The sequence below is a fragment of the Pseudomonas putida genome (genome assembly GCF_028682455.1).
GTDB classification, from domain to species: Bacteria; Pseudomonadota; Gammaproteobacteria; order Pseudomonadales; family Pseudomonadaceae; genus Aquipseudomonas; species Aquipseudomonas putida_AA.
This window is the reverse complement of the sequence record NZ_JANHLD010000003.1, coordinates 1,219,097-1,235,598: the sequence shown is the minus strand read 5'-3', so window position 1 is coordinate 1,235,598 and position 16,502 is coordinate 1,219,097. Positions and strand designations below refer to the sequence as shown.

The window sequence follows — 16,502 nt, the reverse complement described above, 5'->3', positions numbered from 1 at the left end:
ACCGTGTCGGCCAAGCTGCGAGCCTGACGATTGACGATGCAGGAGTTTCATTTCATGCGCAGGGCAGCTTTCGGCCTTTTTGGCCTGTTGGGTATTGTCGGTCTGCTTCCACAGGCTGGCGCCGCAGGGCCGAGCGACTACAGCATTCTGATCATCTCGCGCGAACGCCTCGAAGTAGCGACATCGTGCGAGATCGGCGTGTACATCAATGATCAACTGGCGGGCCGGCTGTTCCAGGAGCAGTCGACCTCGTTCAACCTGCCGGCAGGCGAGCTCGACGTGCGCCTGCGCTACTTGCCTGGGCAAGTGCCGGGTTGCCAGCCCGGGATCGAGAACCAGCGCAGCACCCACTTGAAGCTGGCAGCCGGCCAGATCAACAAATACCGCATTGCTGTCGATCAGAATGGCCTCACGTTGATAAGAGCCGGCCTGGGCTATTGACCTTACCTGCATGGCAAGGTTGATGCTGGTGGCCCGTCCAAGGAGGAGTGCCAATGTCTGCATCTACCACGTACGCTCTGCCGCTCAAGGCCTGGAAACCCGAAACCCCACGACAGGACGATGCCTCATGAATATCGGACAAGCTGCTCGCCGTTCCGGGTTGAGCGCCAAGATGATCCGCTACTACGAGTCCATCGGCCTGCTCAAGCCGGCCCTGCGCAGCGACAGTGGCTATCGCCTGTACTCGCAGGACGACCTGCACAGCCTGGCGTTCATCAAGCGTTCGCGTGACCTGGGGTTTTCGCTGGAGGAGGTGGCCCGGCTGCTGACCCTGTGGCAGGACCGCCAGCGCGCCAGTGCCGACGTCAAGGCCCTGGCCAGCCAGCACATCGACGACTTGAACCGGCGTATCGAAGAACTGGTGAGCCTGCGCGATACCTTGAGCGAGCTGGTCGCCCACTGCCAGGGCGACGACCGCCCCGACTGCCCGATCCTCAAGGACCTGGCAGCCGGCGCCAGTTGCTGTCACTGACGCATCACTGCATCCAGGGCGGCGCGGGCTCTTCGTCCTTGCTCGAACCCCGTTCGGCGTCGTCCCTGGCGGCACGCCGGCGGGCTTCGTCGATACGGGCGGCGTCGATCTCGCGCATGACCCCGTCGACATCGGCAGTGTGCTCGTCGTCCTTGTACTGGCCGGTCAGTTCAGTCTCCGGCAGCAACTCGCCGGCCTGATACAGGGCCCACATTTCCCGGGCAAAGCGGGTTTGCTTGAGCTCCGGGGCGAAGCGACCGAAATAGGCCGCCATGTTGCCGACATCGCGCTCGAGCATGCTGAAGGCGTGGTTGTTGCCTGCCGCATCCACCGCCTGGGGCAGGTCGATGATCACCGGGCCGTCCGGGCCCAACAGCACGTTGAATTCCGACAGGTCGCCATGTACCAGGCCGGTGCAGAGCATCAGCACGATCTGGCGGATCACAAAGGCGTGGTACTCGCGCGCCTGGTCCGGCTCCAGGTGTACATCGTTGAGCCGCGGCGCGGCATCGCCGTATTCGTCGGCCACCAGCTCCATCAGCAGTACACCGTCGAGGAAGTCATAGGGCCGGGGTACCCGTACACCGGCATTGGCCAGGCGGAACAGGGCGGCCACCTCGGCATTCTGCCAGGCGTCTTCGGCCTCTTTTTTACCGTACTTGGAGCCCTTGGCCATGGCCCGGGCCTGGCGGCTATTGCGAACCTTGCGCCCTTCCTGGTATTCGGCGGCCTGGCGGAAGCTGCGTTTGTTGGCCTCTTTGTAGACCTTGGCACAACGCAGTTCCAGACCGCAGCGCACCACGTACACAGCGGCCTCCTTGCCACTCATCAGTGGTCGCAATACTTCGTCGACCAGTCCATCTTCAACCAGTGGTTCAATACGTTTTGGAGTCTTCATCGGCTTTTGTCGGGGGTCCTGTTCTGCCAGACACATGGATTTTTGTAGGTCACCGGTACTGCACCGGATTGTCGCTGTATCAAGACCGCTCTGCGTTGTATCGACAAACCGTCCGACTTGCCATTGTTTTTGTAACTCCGGGTGCACAAACGTTCACAAAAATCCTTGGAATTCGTTGCCCTTCACAGGCGCAGGCCTCCGGGGGTCATGCCAAAAAGGCCCTTGAAGGCGGCGATATAGGCCGATGTCGAGTCATAGCCGCAACCCAGCGCAGCGTCGGTGACGCTCTGCCCCGCTTCGAGGGCCGTCAGCGACGACAACAGTCGCATGCGTTGGCGCCAGCCCCGGAAGCTCAAGCCGGTTTCACGCTGGAACAGCCGCATCAGGGTCTTTTCCGAAGTATTGAGGTGCTGCGCCCACTGGCCGAGGGTTTGCCCGTGTTCGGGGTGCTCGAGCAATTGATTGCACAGCGCCAGCAAGCGCGGGTTTTGCGGCAGTGGCAAAGAAAACCCCACTTGCGGCAGGGCCTGCAACTGATCGAGCAATACCCCCACCAGCCGCGCCTCGGCGCTGTCGCCCTCGGGATAGGCCACCGGCAGCAGGCAGAACTGCTTGATCAGTTCGCGAGCAAGCGGGGTGACTTCCAGTACCCGGCACTGCTCCGCGGCCCAGGGACACGCGTCGCGCTGAACATACAGGCTGCGCATTTCGGCCCGCATCGAGGTTTCTACCTCATGCTCGACGCCGGCCGGAATCCACACTCCCCACTGTGGCGGGGCAAAATAACTGCCCTCGGCGGTGCGTACGCCGAGCACCCCGCTGATCGCGTACGAAAACTGCACCCAGTCATGCCGGTGGCGCGTGGTCCAGGAACCGGCGCTCAGACTTTCGGCCCGTGCATACACAGGCCTGGGCAAGCGCTCCAGGGCAGGAATCGGACGAGGGTGCTGTTTTTGTCCGTTTGTCGGCATCGCTTGGCCTTATGTCGCAAGACGGCATCGTTCAGCGCAGCGTAGCCTCTTGCCTCATTGATTACAAAATGATTCGAAGGCCCGCCCATGCAAGCGCTCAAGCACCTCAAACGCGTGGTGACCGACTGGTTCCTCTGCGGCATGTTCCTCGCCACCTTCCTGGCCTGGCTGTTCCCGAAGTTCGGCAGCAGCGGCGGCACGATGCATGCCGAATACGTGATCAACATCGGCGTGTTCCTGGTGTTCTTCCTGCACGGCATCAACCTGTCCAGCGAACAGATCCGCCATGGTCTCAAGAACGGGCGCCTGCACCTGATGGTTCAGGGCTTTACCTTCGTGGTCTTTCCGCTGATCTGGTGGCTGGCAGACACCGTGCTCGGCAACCAGGTGCCGGCGCTTTTGATGCTGGGCTTTTTCTACCTGTGCGCCCTGCCCTCGACCATCTCGTCCTCTGTGGCCCTGACGGGCAGTGCAGGCGGCAATGTGCCGGCGGCGATTCTCAACGCCAGCTTGTCCAGCGTCCTCGGCATCTTCATCACCCCCTGGCTGGTCAGCCTGGTGGTAGGCACCGGCAGCGGCGGCATCGACCTGGGGGCTACCCTGCTCGACCTCTGCGTACTGCTGCTGGTGCCGCTCTTGCTCGGCCAGCTGCTGCGCCCGTGGCTGGGCCGCTTCTTCGCCCGGCACAAGCGCTACACCAACGTGATGGACAAGCTGGTGATTCTGCTGCTGGTGTATGCCGCGTTCTGCAACTCGATGGTGTCCGGCATGTGGCACCAGCAAGGCAACGCTGTGCTGCTCACCGCCCTGCTGGGCAGCGCCTCGCTGCTGGCCGTGATCCTGTGGATGACCACCCGCACCGCACGGGCCCTGCATTTGAGCCCCGCCGACGAAGTGGCGGCGGTGTTCTGCGCCAGCAAGAAGTCCCTGGCCGCCGGTGCGCCGATGGCCGCACTGATTTTCGGTGCGCACCCGGGGCTGGGCTTGATCCTGCTGCCGATCATGATCTACCACCCACTGCAGCTGATCGTCTGCTCGATCATGGCCGAGCACTATGCCAATCGCCCGGCCCCGGTCGAAGCAGCGACGCTGGTCAGCGCTCGATGATCGCCGTTACGCCCTGACCGCCGGCGGCGCAGATGGAAATCAGGCCACGGCCCTTGCCTGCCGTGGCCAGTAGCTTGGCCAGGTTGGCCAGGATGCGCCCTCCGGTGGCGGCGAACGGATGTCCGGCCGCCAACGAGCTGCCCTTGACGTTGAGCTTGCTGCGATCGATGGCCCCCAGCGGCTCGCTCAGGCCCAGCTTGCGCTGGCAGTAGTCGGGGTCTTCCCAGGCCTTGAGGGTGCACAGCACCTGGGCGGCGAAGGCTTCGTGGATCTCGTAGTAGTCAAAATCCTGCAGGCTCAGGCCATTGCGCGCCAGCAGGCGGGGTACTGCGTAGGCCGGCGCCATCAGCAGCCCTTCCTGGCCTTTGACGAAATCCACCGCGGCGGTTTTGCCATCGACAAGGTACGCCAACACCTCAAGGTTGTGCTCGCGTGCCCAGTCTTCGCTGCCCAGCAATACCACCGAGGCGCCGTCGGTCAGCGGCGTGGAGTTGCCCGCGGTCAGGGTGCCTTTCTCGCTGCGCTCGAAGGCAGGCTTGAGGCTGGCGAGCTTCTCCAGGGTCAGGTCGGCGCGCAGGTTGTTGTCGCGGGTCAGGCCGAGGAACGGCGTGAGCAGATCGTCATGCCAGCCTTCGGCATAGGCGGCTGCCATGCGCTGGTGACTGAGCAGGGCCAGGGCGTCCTGATCCTGTCGGGGGATCTGCCAGGTCTGCGCCATCAACTCGCAATGCTGCCCCATGGACAGCCCCGTGCGTGGCTCGCCATTGCGCGGCAGCTCGGGCTTGAGGTGCCCCGGGCGCAGCTTGAGCAAGGCCTTGAGCTTGTCGGCCGTAGTCTTGCCACGGTTGGCCTGGAGCAGAATCCGCCGCAAGCCTTCATTCACCGCAATGGGCGCATCGGAGGTGGTATCGACGCCACCGGCAATACCGCTGTCGATCTGTCCCAGGGCGATCTTGTTGGCCACCTGTATCGCCGTTTCAAGGCCCGTGCCGCAGGCCTGCTGCAGGTCGTAGGCCGGGGTCTGCGCCGACAGGCGCGAGCCCAGCACGCATTCGCGGGTCAGGTTCATGTCCCGTGAATGCTTGAGCACCGCTCCGGCGGCCACCTCGCCCAGCTGCAGGCCATGCAGGCCATATCGCTCGATCAGCCCTTCGAGGGCTGCCGTGAGCATCGCCTGGTTGCTGGCCGTGGCGTAGGCGCCGTTGGAACGAGCGAAGGGAATTCGATTGCCGCCAATGATCGCGACCCGGCGCAGTGAGCGCATGCGTAATGTCCTCTTTAATCAGCAAACAGTCCGCTACAGCGTAGGTGTTTTTTGCGCAGGCGAACGACCAACGGCCAATCATGGTCCACACTTTGAAGCTTATTTCAGGGAGACGCGCACATGAGCGACCGCTATATCGACTTCGCCAACTCCGACCTCGGCCGCCGTCTGGTGGGAGCCGTCGGTTTGCCCAGCCCGGCGCGCCTGGAACGTTGGGAGGCCGGTCGCCTGCGGCCGGTAGATGGCGCCCTGCTGCTGGGGGGAGGCCCCTTGGCGAACAAGGTCGAGGCATTCGCCCAGCGCCTGACCGACGACGTGTACGGCTTCGCCAGCCCCGACCTGAGTGCCACCGAATGGGTGGCCGGGCTCGGTCCCAAGCTCAAGGCCGTGGTCTTCGATGCCAGCGAACTGGTCGACACCGACCAGCTCAAGCAATTGCGTGAATTCTTCCAGCCAATCCTGCGCAGCCTGGCCCCCAGCGCCCATGTGCTGATACTCGGTCGGGCGCCGGAACAGCTCGATGACCCACTGGCCCAGGTCACCCAGCGCGCCCTCGAAGGCTTCAGCCGCTCCCTGGCCAAGGAACTGCGAGCCGGCGCTACCTTGCAACTGCTGTATGTCAGCGATGCGGGCGAAGACCAGCTCGAAGGTGCCCTGCGCTTTTTCCTGTCGCCCAAGAGCGCCTTTATCTCAGGCCAAGTGCTGCGCCTGGACGCCTGTGCCAGCACCGTGCAGGACTGGACCCGCCCCTTGGCCGGGCGCAAGGCCCTGGTCACGGGCGCCGCCCGGGGTATCGGTGCGGCCATTGCCGAAACCCTGACCCGCGATGGTGCCGAGGTGGTGTTGCTCGATGTGCCCCAGGCCAAGGCCGACCTCGAAGCCCTGGCCGCGCGCCTGGGCGGCCGCAGCCTGGTCCTGGACATCTGCGCGGCCGACGCCCCGGCGCAATTGACCGAGGGGCTGCCCGACGGCATCGACATCGTGGTCCATAACGCCGGCATCACCCGCGACAAGACCCTGGCCAACATGACCCCCGAATACTGGGACTCGGTATTGGCGGTCAACCTCAAGGCCCCCCAGCTCCTGACCCAGGCCCTGTTCGACAGCGGCGCCCTGCATGACAACGCCCGCATCGTATTGCTGGCCTCGATCAGCGGCATCGCCGGCAACCGCGGGCAATCCAACTATGCCGCCAGCAAGGCCGGGCTGATTGGCCTCGCCCAGGCCTGGGCGCCGAAACTGGCCGAACGCGGTGGCAGTATCAATGCCGTGGCCCCCGGCTTCATCGAGACCCGCATGACCGCTGCCATTCCCTTCGCCTTGCGTGAAGCCGGGCGGCGCATGAGCTCCCTGGGCCAGGGTGGTTTGCCCCAGGATGTCGCCGAAGCCGTGGCATGGCTGGCGCAACCGGGTACCGGTGCGGTCAATGGCCAGGTACTGCGGGTATGCGGCCAGGCCGTGATGGGAGCTTGAACATGACACCAAAGTGGCACGACCTGAGCAGCACCGCCGCGTTGTCCGGCCTGTACCTGCGCGCCGCACGCAAGCGCAAGATCACTGGCGACACCCTGCCCGAGGAAGGTTTGCGCTGCTACCTGGAGGTCGACCCGAAGCAGCTCGAAGCGTACCGCAAGCTCTGTCACTTCAGTGACGACGGGCGCCTGCCGCCCACCTTCCCCCATGTGATGGCTTTTGCCCTGCAACTGCAGTTGCTGACCGAAAAAAACTTCCCCTTCCCCTTGCTCGGCCTGGTGCACCTGCACAACAGCATTCGCGTGATACGACCCCTGGGTGGAATCAGCCGCTTGCGCTTCAGCGTGCAGGTGCAAAACCTGCAGCCCCACGAGAAGGGCGGCACCTTCGACCTGGTCACAGAGGCCTCCGACGGCCTCGGGCCGATCTGGTCCGAAACCAGCCGCATGCTGTGTCGCGGGCTGAAGCTCGAGGGTGAGCCTGCCCTCGGCGAGGCACCTGCCGAAGCTGCGTTGAGCGAGCTGACCCGCTGGTATGCCGACAGCGATATCGGCCGACGCTATGCCAAGGTCTGCGGCGACTACAACCCGATCCACCTGAGCGCCGCCAGCGCAAAACTGTTCGGTTTTCCCACCGCCATCGCCCACGGCATGTGGAGCAAGGCCATGACCCTTGCCGCACTGCGCGGCCATTTGCCGGTCAGCGGCTACGAGGTCGCCGTGGACTTCCTCAAGCCGGTGCGCCTGCCCAGCGAGGTCATCCTCAACGCAAGCCCGACCGCCGCCCTAGGCCAGTTGCAACTGGATGGCCACGGCGACCTGCAGCACATGCGCGGAACCTGGAGGCCGCTGGACTGAAACGGCCCCTTGCGTTGCGACGGCGCCCGCCTGAAGCTATGCGGCTTGAGGAGAGCCTTGATGAACCTGCACGAACTGACCCAACGCATGCACCGCATCCGTGACAACAACGACTGGCGCGGTTTTCACAGTCCCAAGAACCTGGCCATGGCCGCCAGCGTCGAAATGGCCGAGCTGGTAGAGATCTTCCAGTGGCTGAGCGAGGACCAGTCCCGCCAGCTGACGCCCGGGCAGCTTGAGCATGCCGGCCAGGAAGTCGGAGACGTGGTGCTCTACCTGTTGCTGCTGTGCAGCGAACTGGGCCTGGACATGGAGCAGGTGGTACGCAGCAAGCTGGCCGACAATGAACGGCGGTTTGCCCGATGAACGACCGTCATTTCGATGCCCTGGCCACGCGTTTTGCCGAGAAAATCTACGGTGGCGCCAAGGGTGCCATCCGCCTCGCGGTCTTGCAGGCGGACCTCGCCGAAGTCCTTCCCGACCGCCCCCTGCGGGTCCTCGATATCGGCGCGGGCCTGGGCCACATGGCCCTGTGGCTGGCCGAGCGCGGCCATGAGGTGACCCTGGCGGAACCGGCCGAACCCATGCTCGAAGGAGCCCGTGAGCGCTTCGCCCAGGCCAATCAGCAAGCCACTTTCATCCAGGCGCCGTGGCAGGAACTGCTCGGGCAACTGACCGAACCCTACGACCTGGTGCTTTGCCACGCGGTACTGGAATGGCTGGCCGAGCCTGAAACCATTCTGCCGGTGCTGCACCAGCTGACCCGCAGCGACGGCCTGTTGTCACTGGCCTTCTACAACCGCGATGCGCTGGTTTACCGCAACCTGCTCAAGGGCCATTTCCGCAAATTGCGGCGCAACGACATGGCCGGCGAAAAGCAGAGCCTGACCCCACAAAAACCACTTGATCCGCGCACGCTCAGGGCGCAACTTGAAGATCTGTGGCAGGTCGAAACAGAGAGTGGCGTGCGCGTATTCCACGACTACATGCCCAGTGAGTTCCAAGCCAAGGCCGAGCTGCTCGACCTGCTGGAAATGGAGCTGGCCCATCGACGTCATCCGGCCTTCGCCGGCCTTGGGCGCTACCTGCACTGGATGTGCCGACCCCGCTGACACCTGCCTGGAGGGTGACATGCCGTACCGTTTGACCCTGGGCCTGCTGTGCCTGAGCCTGGCAGCGTGCCAAAGCACAAACCCTTATGTCGCCAGCTCCCGCCCGTTGCCACCGGCGCCGCCCCAGGCGGCCACGACGTTCGACGCCAGCGCCTACCCGGCCCCGCCTCGCGACTATGGCCGATACCGCAGCTGGGCCTGGCGCGACGGTCAGCTGCCGTCGGGTGTCGCGCTCGCAGAACCTGCACAACTGGCCGATGCAGTCAGCAATGCCCTGGACCAACGCGGCCTGCGACCGGCGCGCAATGGCCAGGGCGATCTGCTGGTCAGCGCCAACCTGAGCCTGGAGCGCCGCCTGCGCCAGGTACGGGAAGACTACTACCCCTACGGCGCGTACCCCTACGGCGGCTATCCGTACGCAGGCTATGGCGCTTACGGCGGCGTGGGTGGCTACCGCAACGGCTACGGGGCGTATGCCAGCGTGCCATTGGTACGCACCTATGAAGTCGAGGTGATGGTGGTGCGGGTCGATCTGTATGACGCCCGCGACGGCCAACCGGTGTGGAGTGCCAGCGCCGAGACCAGCAGCCAGGGCTCCCAGGGCGAGCGTGAAGATGCCCTGCGCGAATCCGTTAAAAAAGCCCTCAACGGCTATCCTCCCAGCTAAAGGCAATTGGAGATCCATCATGTTGTGCCGTCTCGCTTTACTCTCGTTGGTGGTGTTGCTGGGCGCGTGCTCGAGCAACAACGTGACCCAGGACTTCGATGCCAGCCGCGACTTTGCCGGTTACCGCAGCTGGGTATGGCAAGAACCGGCGCTGCAGTACCGCCCGGATGATCCGCGGATCAAGAGCGACCTCACCGAACAGCGCATTCGCCAGGCCGTGGCCGGGCAGCTCGATCAACGTGGCCTGCGTCCCGCCCAGGGCAATGCCCGGGGTGACCTGAAAGTGCAGACCTACCTGATCGTCGAGAACCGCCAGCAACAGATCACCACCAACTATGGCGGCGCCTGGGGCGGTTACTGGGGTAACTACTGGGGCGGGCCGATGTACAACGAGACCCGCAGCGTCGACTACAAGGTGGCAACCATCCAGGTCGATATGTTCGACAGCCGGGACGGCAAGTTGGTATGGCGCGGCAGTGCCGAACAGATCATGAACAATTACCCGCCAAGCCCGGAAGAACGCAACACCGCCATCCGCAACACCGTCGCCAAGGTACTGGCCAACTACCCGCCACACTGATCCCTCCCAGCGCCGGTCGCCTGAAGGCGACTGGCCATTATCTTGTCTACACTCCTTTGCAGCTGTTGCCCCGCGCGGCCATGGGCAGCAAAGGAGTGCACGTGTCTTCTCGCTTCCCCGCCCGGCAACGCGGTGCAATCGGCCTGATGGCGGCCTTGACGCTGGGCATGGCGCTGCTGTTCCTGCTGATGGTGGTCGACAGCGGCAGGCTCTACCTGGAGCAACGCAAGTTGCAGCGGGTAGCCGACATGTCGGCGCTGGAAGCCGCCGGGCAGCTGGGTACCTGCAACGGCAGCGGTCCGTCTGCCGATGCACTTGCCAAAGTGGGGGCAGAGCGCAACGGCCTGGATGCGGCGGGACGCCTCGTAACCACCTGTGGCACCTTGCAGACCGGTGCCAACAGCCTGCGCCGGTTCAGTGTCGATGCCAGCCGCAATGAAGCGATCCGGGTGGTCGTCAGCCGCGATGTTGCCACCAGCGTTGCCGCCGGCGTGCTGGCCCTGGCCAAGGGCAACGCGATACCCACCACCATTACCCTCAGCGCTACCGCCGTGGCGGCAACACCCAGGCCGCCGCTGGCTCAGCTACGAATCCGTACCACGCTGGCCACCATCGACACGCGCAAGTCCAACCTGCTCAACGCCCTGGCTGACCCTTTGGGTGCCCGCGTGAGCCTTGACGTGTTGGGGTGGCAGGGGTTGGCCAATACCGATATCAACCTGCTTGAATACCTGGATCAACTGGCGATCAAGGCCAATGTGCAGGCGGGTAATTACGATGAGCTGTTGAACACCAACGTGTCGGCAACCCAGTTGATCGAAGCCGCCGTCGAGGTCATGAAAAACGGTAGCAACAAAGCCCTCGAAGTAGCCAGCAACCTGGCCAGGCTCACCGTCGCCACCTCCGACAACAAGGTACTCACGCTTGCCGACATCCTCCAGGTAAGTGCCGGTACGCCCAAGGCGGGGCTGGATACCAACTTGCAGCTGCTGCAACTGGTGCAGGGGGTGATTCTGCTCTCGAACAAGCAGAATGCGGCGGTGGTCAATTTACCGGTCGACGTGCTGGGGTTGGTGACAGCCAGTATTCAAGTCAAGGTCATCGAGCCGCCCAGGGTATCGGCAATCGGTAATCCGCAGACTGACAACATCAGTGTGCAGACGGCGCAGATCAGAACCATGGTGTCGGTCAATTCTCCCGTGATCAAAAGCCTGGCCGGTATTATCAATGCCGTAGCGGACCTGGCGGCGCCATTGGTCAACATTCTCAACAGCGCGCTGAGCCTGAATCTCAAGGGCCTGCTTCAGGCGCTTTCCTGCGTGGTCAGTTGCAAGACCGTCGATATAGAAGCGCTGGCCCACGCTGCAAAGTTCGACATCAGCATCAGCGCTGTCGCAGCCAAAAGCCGCATCAGCGATTTTCGCTGCGCCCCCGATCGGCAACTGACCGCCGCAACCGATAGCGCTGCGGCGACCATTTCCATTGGCAAGATCGACGATACCGGCTCGTTCCTAAATGACGGCAGTGGCACCATCAATCCAATTCCATTGATCGACATCGGGACCAAGATGTGCAACCTGCTGTTGGGGTGTGGACCACGCACCCCCTTTGTCGGCGGTGGCATCGGTATCAAACCAGAGCCTGTAGTGTTGCTTACACACCAGGAAGACCTTAAGTTCTCGGGCGACAACTTGCTGGAAGTCGGCAAAGCCTCACCCTACCTTGCCATGCAACCGAGCAACATCATCGGGAGTCTGAACAACACCATTGAGACCCTCCCAATTCATGTCTACAAGCCACAGAACAACGATGTGCTTGGCAACGTGATCAGTGTCGCCGAGGGCTTGCTGACCACCGTCACCAACATCCTCAAACCGATGATCAAAAACCTGCTCAGCCCCTTGGTCGACCCCCTGATCAATGCCCTGCTCAAGGCTTTGGGCATCGACCTCAACACCACCGAAGTCAGCGCCAACCTCAGCTGCTCCAGCACCCGCGCTCAACTGGTGCTGTGAACCGGTAGCTCGATACAGAAGCGAGCCCCTTCGGCACCATTCTCCACGCTCAGGCAGCCACCCATGGCGTCGACGATCCCGTAGCTCACCGACAACCCAAGGCCGGTGCCGACGCCCACCGGCTTGGTGGTGAAGAAGGGTTCGAAAATGCGCTCCAGCAGACGCGGGTCGATACCGCCGCCGTTGTCTTCAACCAGCACGCGCACCTGGCGCTCATCCTGCTCGAGGCGCAATGCAATCCAGGGCTCCAGCAACCCGTCGTCACGACGCCCCAGCAAGGCGTCACGGGCGTTGACCAGCAAGTTGATCAGCACCTGTTCCAACTGGTCCTGATGACCGCTGACCTGCAGCAGTTGCTGCGGAGCATCGACGCGCAAGTCCACGCCCTTGCCACGCAAGCCATCGGCAAGCAGCGACAAGGCGCCCTCCACCGCCTGCCACGGCGCGAACAGTTGCTGGTCGACCTCCGAGCGTCGGCCAAACACGCGCATGTGCTCGACCACCCGCGAGGCACGCTGTACCTGGGCATCGATACGGGTGAGTTTTTCCTGCAAGTACTCCACCTGGGCCTCACCGCTCTCCAGGCGCTTGAGGGCGTTGACCACCGCCATGCGCATCACATTCAGCGGCTGGTTGATTTCATGGGCAAGGCCGGTGGCCATCTCGCCGAGAGTGGCCATTTTCGCGCTCTGCACCAACTGCTGGCGCGTTCGCCGCACCTGGGTGTTGTCGCGCCCCACCGCCTGGATTTCCAGCAGCTTGCCGCGCTCGTCGAACAAGCCACGATCAGACCACACCCACCACGCATTCTCGCGGCCGGGCAGCTCCAGGCAAATTTCCGCCGTGCTCACCGGCTGCTCTGGCGTAAGGCTGGCCAGCCGCCCGACAAACGCCTCCCGCTGCGACGCCGACATCCAACGCCCAAGGTTGATACCCGGCAACTGCGCCGGGCTGCACTCCAGGTATTCGGCCAGTGGCTGGTTGCCGAACACCAATTCCAGTTCGGGGGTGTAGCGGCAGATCATCGCCGGGGAATCCTCCACCAGCACCCGGTAGCGCTCCTCGCTCTCGCGCATCCGTTCAGCGGCCTCGGTGGCTTCGCTGACATCCAGCCAGATGCCCACCACTTCCACCGGCAAGCCCAAGTCATTGCGCAATAGCTGCGCTTCATCCAGCACCCAGTGATAGCCGCCCTGGCGGTCACGCAGGCGGTAGCGGCTGCGTACCTGGCCTTCACGCAGCAAGGTACGGGTGCGCTCCAGCCACAGGGGCTGGTCCTGCGGATGCACCCACTGCCCAGGCTGCAATACGCCATCCTGGGGTGCTTGCCAACCCAGCATCGGCTGCAGGCTGGCACTGAAGAACTCGGCGTGCAGCGCGCCCTCGCTGTAGCGCTGGATGTAGATCACCGCGGGGGCGCTCGCGATCAGGTTCTCCAGCCGGGCCTGGGCGGCGGCGGCCTGAAGCTGCTGCGCCTTGCTGTCGCTGATATCGAGCATCAACCCTTGCAGGCGGCGCTGCGAGCCGCTGCCGCGCACGTGCCCGCACAACCGGTACCAACGCGGATTGGCCTGCAGATTGTTGTCGAGCAAGCGCAGGGTCAGCTCCAGCTCACTGCCTTCGCACTGCAACTGCCCGAGGGCCAGCTGCGCCGCCTCCCGGTCAGCGGGGTGGACCCGGCTCAACCACTGGCTGAGGGTCAATTGCGCCGGTACGCCGAGACGCCGGGCCAAGCCTGGGTCCAGTTGCAGCGTGGGCGTGATCAACCGCCACTGCCACCAACCGGCGCCCAGCTGTACCTGCAGGCTGTCCAGTCGCTCGCTCTGCTGCTCCAGCTCGAACGCCACCAGGCGGCTCACCAGCGGCTCGGCATAGGCACCGAACAGGCCCAGCGCATCCCCTGCCACCAGCGGCTGCCCCGGCCCGAAGCACACCAACCAGGCCTTGACCTGCAAGCCTGAGGCAAAGGGCACGAGACACGCGGCAATGCCCGGGAACAACGGCTGCAAATGCGCATGTGTGGTACTGGTGAACACTTGCCCCGGCGCCAGATGATCCAGCACCGGGCTCAGCGCTTCGTCAGTGGCGGCCTGCACCCCCTCGCCGCTGGCGACATAGGTTTGCCAACCCTCGCCACGCGACAACAACACCCGCACACCCGCAGCCTGCCAATGTCGCGCCAGCCATTGCAGTTGCTCCTTTGCCACGGTTTCCAGGCACTCAATGCTGCAGTCGCGCACCGCACCGGCCAGGTGACTGGTCAGGTGACGCTGGCGCTCGGCAATGAGCGATTGCTGGCGATGCTGCAACAGGTCGCCGACATCGAATACCTGCAACAGCCATTGCCCGGCCAGCGCTTGCAGCCAGCCGCGGGTATGCAGGGTCGTTCCTCCGACGGCCTTGAAATCCAGATCCAGAGGCTGGCCTTGCCAATCGACAGGCTCGCCTTCGAGCACCAGCAGGCTGCAAGGCTGCACATAGTCCTGCAGACGTCCCTGCGCCTGTGCCGGCAAAGCCAGGGCCGAGCGCAACGGGCCGGCCAGGCGCAGCACCCGGGCGTTGTCATCGAGCCAAACCTGCAGGCCGGTGGCGGGCACACTCAACGGTGCAGGCTCCTCCTGCGCAGGGGTGGCCACCCGTCCCCGCCAAAGCGCCATCAAGCGCTGGCCCGCACTCACAGTTGCAGGCTCGCTTCAGCCTTGAGACTGGTGGGCAATCGCGGCACCTGGCCGATCACCGGCAGGTCGAGCACCGGTATCACCGAGGTCAGCCTGGCCCTGGCGTAATCGATTTTCACTGTCAGCAGATGGGTTGGCGACAGCGTTACCGTGGCGTCGCTGGCCTGAAATTCGAGCGACTTGGGCATCCATGCGAGCTGCTGTCCAAGCACTTGCCTGGCCAGCGTGTCGACGTCGGCGCCATAAGTCTTGCTGGTGGGATCCAGCGCCACACAGCGACGCACTGCTTCGCTGCTGGCCTGGTTGAAGGACTGCAACATGAGCATGGGCAGGGCATAGCTGACCACCCCATAGAACACTGCGAAAAAGATCACGAATACCGCCACGAACTCCAGCGCTGCAGCGCCTTTTTGCCGATTGCACAGGCTTGCTTGCATGATCGCGTCTACCCTGACAGTGACACCTGTCTGACAGCATAGAATCATTCACCACAAAGGGATGCATTTCACGATGCAAAGCATTGTCCTGTTGTTGTGGCTTGCCTTATGCGCTGAACAAGATGTGCGTGAGCGCCAGATTGCCAACACCCTTACCCTCGGCGCGGCAGCTTGCGCGCTGGGCTATCTGTTCATGACCGGGCACACCTGGATCGGCGCCGACGCCAGTGAGGGCGGCTGGGCGCTGGCTATCGTCATGCTGCTGACCCTGCCCGGCTACATGCTGGGACGCTTCGGTGCCGGTGACGTCAAGCTGCTCGCTGCGCTGGCCCTGGCCACCGACCGGATGTACGTTCTGGGCACCTTTATCGGCGCCGGTATCGCCGTGCTGGTGTGGCTGTCGACACGGCGCTGGCTATGGTCTCTTTTAAGTCAGAAGGTTAAGAACCGACTCAAGCAAGTGTTGGAAGAATCGTCAAAAAAACAACCCTTTGCACCGTTCATACTGGCCGGTTTCCTGCTGGCGGCCGTCTGGGTCCACTAGTCGCCTGAATGCCTTTTCCGGGCGTGCAAGCCTTGTACATCGTCATCAAGTACGACTACTTTCTACAGTGTTGTCGGCCAATGCCCAGGCCGTCCAGATCTCGGAAGCAAGGGCACTTCAAGCAGGGAGTCGCGCGTGAACAAGCCTGTAAGCGAAGTAAAGGTGCTGGTCGTCGACGACCAGCCACTGATCGTGGAAGAACTGTGCGAATTTCTCGAAAGCAGCGGCTATCGCTGTGTTCCCTGCCAATCCAGCACCCAGGCGATAGAACGCTTTGCTGCCGACCCGGCCATCAGCCTGGTGCTCTGTGACTTGCACATGCCCGAGCGTGACGGTATCGAACTGGTCAAGGCGCTGAAGATCATTGCCGGACAGCAGCGGCTCTTCGAAGCCATCATGCTCACCGGTCGCGCCGACAAGCAGGACGTGATCAAGGCATTGCGCGAAGGCTTTGCCGACTACTACCAAAAACCGGTCGACCTCAACGAGCTGCTCGAGGGCATTCAACGCCAGGAAGCCGCGCTGCAGGAGCGGCAGAAAAACTTCCAGCACCTGGGCCACCTGAACCAGAAGCTGCAGTACCTGGCCGAGTCCATCGACGACCTCTGCCAGGACCTGGACAAAGCCCGTGGCCAGGCAGGCTTGCGTCGCGCCACTGACTTCGACGGCGAGCTCGACAACGACACCATTCCAGTTATCTTCGATCAGCTGTCACCACGCCAACTGGACGTGGCGCGCCTGGTGGGCAAAGGCAAGACCAACTATCAGGTCGCCTGCGAACTGGGCATCACCGAGAACACTGTCAAACTCTACGTGTCCCAGGTGCTGCGCCTGACCCACATGCGCAACCGCACCCAACTGGCACTGGCCCTTTCGCCCGGCAACTCAGCACAACAGCAGCGGGTAACGGCACACTAGCCTGCGCC

At 63.5% G+C, this 16,502-nt stretch carries 17 protein-coding genes; 12 read left to right on the top strand and 5 right to left on the bottom strand.

All coding sequences use genetic code 11. The annotated features are described in order from the left end of the window. Window positions 1-54 precede the first annotated feature (54 nt). The gene (locus NPS58_RS22715; RefSeq protein WP_274117503.1) at window positions 55-441 is read left to right on the top strand and encodes a hypothetical protein; all 387 of its coding nucleotides are present in this window, start codon (window positions 55-57) and stop codon (window positions 439-441) included. 127 nt (window positions 442-568) lie between these two features. Further along, window positions 569-973, top strand: coding sequence for a Cu(I)-responsive transcriptional regulator (cueR, locus tag NPS58_RS22710; RefSeq protein ID WP_274117501.1), 405 nt, complete (start codon window positions 569-571; stop codon window positions 971-973). Window positions 974-977: 4 nt separating this feature from the next. Here cueR and NPS58_RS22705 read toward each other — a convergent pair whose 3' ends face one another. Together NPS58_RS22705 and NPS58_RS22700 are read right to left on the bottom strand one after the other, a co-directional pair. Beyond that, window positions 978-1,871 (bottom strand): PA4780 family RIO1-like protein kinase, encoded by an 894-nt coding sequence (locus NPS58_RS22705; protein ID WP_274117500.1) that lies wholly within the window; start codon window positions 1,869-1,871, stop codon window positions 978-980. A 182-nt stretch (window positions 1,872-2,053) separates the two neighbouring features. Beyond that, entirely contained in the window at window positions 2,054-2,842 is a 789-nt protein-coding gene (locus NPS58_RS22700; protein WP_274117499.1) for an AraC family transcriptional regulator, read from the bottom strand. 87 nt (window positions 2,843-2,929) lie between these two features. On the opposite strand from NPS58_RS22700, the gene NPS58_RS22695 reads away from it, so the two are divergent. Beyond that, window positions 2,930-3,949: a bile acid:sodium symporter family protein gene (locus NPS58_RS22695; protein WP_274117498.1), complete on the top strand. Its 1,020-nt coding sequence runs from the start codon at window positions 2,930-2,932 to the stop codon at window positions 3,947-3,949. Here the strand turns inward: NPS58_RS22695 and NPS58_RS22690 are convergent. Then, on the bottom strand, window positions 3,936-5,213 hold the full coding sequence (locus tag NPS58_RS22690; RefSeq protein WP_274117497.1) for an acetyl-CoA C-acetyltransferase: 1,278 nt from the start codon (window positions 5,211-5,213) through the stop codon (window positions 3,936-3,938). The genes NPS58_RS22695 and NPS58_RS22690 overlap by 14 nt on opposite strands. A 120-nt stretch (window positions 5,214-5,333) precedes the next feature. Here NPS58_RS22690 and NPS58_RS22685 point away from each other — a divergent pair, with 120 nt between their 5' ends. From NPS58_RS22685 to NPS58_RS22655, 7 genes are all read left to right on the top strand, one after another. Next, window positions 5,334-6,686 (top strand): 3-oxoacyl-ACP reductase, encoded by a 1,353-nt coding sequence (locus tag NPS58_RS22685; protein ID WP_274117496.1) that lies wholly within the window; start codon window positions 5,334-5,336, stop codon window positions 6,684-6,686. A gap of 2 nt (window positions 6,687-6,688) precedes the next feature. Then, window positions 6,689-7,543, top strand: coding sequence for a MaoC family dehydratase (locus NPS58_RS22680; protein WP_274117495.1), 855 nt, complete (start codon window positions 6,689-6,691; stop codon window positions 7,541-7,543). Window positions 7,544-7,603: 60 nt separating this feature from the next. Then, the gene (locus NPS58_RS22675) at window positions 7,604-7,909 is read left to right on the top strand and encodes a nucleotide pyrophosphohydrolase (protein WP_274117494.1); all 306 of its coding nucleotides are present in this window, start codon (window positions 7,604-7,606) and stop codon (window positions 7,907-7,909) included. Then, on the top strand, window positions 7,906-8,655 hold the full coding sequence (locus NPS58_RS22670) for a methyltransferase domain-containing protein (RefSeq protein WP_274117493.1): 750 nt from the start codon (window positions 7,906-7,908) through the stop codon (window positions 8,653-8,655). The genes NPS58_RS22675 and NPS58_RS22670 overlap by 4 nt, the downstream gene beginning before the upstream one ends. Before the next feature lie 19 nt (window positions 8,656-8,674). Beyond that, a complete protein-coding gene (locus NPS58_RS22665) occupies window positions 8,675-9,322 on the top strand; it encodes a DUF4136 domain-containing protein (protein WP_274117492.1) in 648 nt (215 codons plus the stop codon). 19 nt (window positions 9,323-9,341) lie between these two features. After that, window positions 9,342-9,902, top strand: a complete 561-nt coding sequence (locus tag NPS58_RS22660) for a DUF4136 domain-containing protein (protein WP_274117491.1) — start codon at window positions 9,342-9,344, stop codon at window positions 9,900-9,902. Window positions 9,903-10,003: 101 nt separating this feature from the next. Beyond that, the gene (locus NPS58_RS22655) at window positions 10,004-11,917 is read left to right on the top strand and encodes a TadG family pilus assembly protein (protein ID WP_274117490.1); all 1,914 of its coding nucleotides are present in this window, start codon (window positions 10,004-10,006) and stop codon (window positions 11,915-11,917) included. Here the strand turns inward: NPS58_RS22655 and NPS58_RS22650 are convergent. Beyond that, a complete protein-coding gene (locus NPS58_RS22650) occupies window positions 11,902-14,574 on the bottom strand; it encodes a PAS domain-containing sensor histidine kinase (RefSeq protein ID WP_274117489.1) in 2,673 nt (890 codons plus the stop codon). The genes NPS58_RS22655 and NPS58_RS22650 overlap by 16 nt on opposite strands. A 17-nt stretch (window positions 14,575-14,591) precedes the next feature. Continuing rightward, window positions 14,592-15,032: a TadE/TadG family type IV pilus assembly protein gene (locus NPS58_RS22645; RefSeq protein ID WP_274117488.1), complete on the bottom strand. Its 441-nt coding sequence runs from the start codon at window positions 15,030-15,032 to the stop codon at window positions 14,592-14,594. 73 nt (window positions 15,033-15,105) lie between these two features. Here NPS58_RS22645 and NPS58_RS22640 point away from each other — a divergent pair, with 73 nt between their 5' ends. Both NPS58_RS22640 and NPS58_RS22635 read left to right on the top strand, forming a co-directional pair. Further along, window positions 15,106-15,576 carry a prepilin peptidase gene (locus NPS58_RS22640; RefSeq protein ID WP_274117487.1) on the top strand — a complete coding sequence of 157 codons (471 nt, stop codon included), beginning with the start codon at window positions 15,106-15,108 and terminating at the stop codon, window positions 15,574-15,576. Window positions 15,577-15,711: 135 nt separating this feature from the next. Further along, window positions 15,712-16,494, top strand: a complete 783-nt coding sequence (locus NPS58_RS22635) for a response regulator transcription factor (RefSeq protein ID WP_274117486.1) — start codon at window positions 15,712-15,714, stop codon at window positions 16,492-16,494. Window positions 16,495-16,502: the final 8 nt, after the last annotated feature.

Coding starts and splice junctions, on each gene's coding strand:
- NPS58_RS22650 (WP_274117489.1), bottom strand. CDS start 14,574: ATGGCGCTTTGGCGGGGACGGGTGGCCACCCCTGCGCAGGAGGAGCCT.
- cueR (WP_274117501.1), top strand. CDS start 569: ATGAATATCGGACAAGCTGCTCGCCGTTCCGGGTTGAGCGCCAAGATG.
- NPS58_RS22645 (WP_274117488.1), bottom strand. CDS start 15,032: ATGCAAGCAAGCCTGTGCAATCGGCAAAAAGGCGCTGCAGCGCTGGAG.
- NPS58_RS22660 (WP_274117491.1), top strand. CDS start 9,342: ATGTTGTGCCGTCTCGCTTTACTCTCGTTGGTGGTGTTGCTGGGCGCG.
- NPS58_RS22675 (WP_274117494.1), top strand. CDS start 7,604: ATGAACCTGCACGAACTGACCCAACGCATGCACCGCATCCGTGACAAC.
- NPS58_RS22695 (WP_274117498.1), top strand. CDS start 2,930: ATGCAAGCGCTCAAGCACCTCAAACGCGTGGTGACCGACTGGTTCCTC.
- NPS58_RS22680 (WP_274117495.1), top strand. CDS start 6,689: ATGACACCAAAGTGGCACGACCTGAGCAGCACCGCCGCGTTGTCCGGC.
- NPS58_RS22670 (WP_274117493.1), top strand. CDS start 7,906: ATGAACGACCGTCATTTCGATGCCCTGGCCACGCGTTTTGCCGAGAAA.
- NPS58_RS22640 (WP_274117487.1), top strand. CDS start 15,106: ATGCAAAGCATTGTCCTGTTGTTGTGGCTTGCCTTATGCGCTGAACAA.
- NPS58_RS22690 (WP_274117497.1), bottom strand. CDS start 5,213: ATGCGCTCACTGCGCCGGGTCGCGATCATTGGCGGCAATCGAATTCCC.
- NPS58_RS22685 (WP_274117496.1), top strand. CDS start 5,334: ATGAGCGACCGCTATATCGACTTCGCCAACTCCGACCTCGGCCGCCGT.
- NPS58_RS22700 (WP_274117499.1), bottom strand. CDS start 2,842: ATGCCGACAAACGGACAAAAACAGCACCCTCGTCCGATTCCTGCCCTG.
- NPS58_RS22715 (WP_274117503.1), top strand. CDS start 55: ATGCGCAGGGCAGCTTTCGGCCTTTTTGGCCTGTTGGGTATTGTCGGT.
- NPS58_RS22705 (WP_274117500.1), bottom strand. CDS start 1,871: ATGAAGACTCCAAAACGTATTGAACCACTGGTTGAAGATGGACTGGTC.
- NPS58_RS22665 (WP_274117492.1), top strand. CDS start 8,675: ATGCCGTACCGTTTGACCCTGGGCCTGCTGTGCCTGAGCCTGGCAGCG.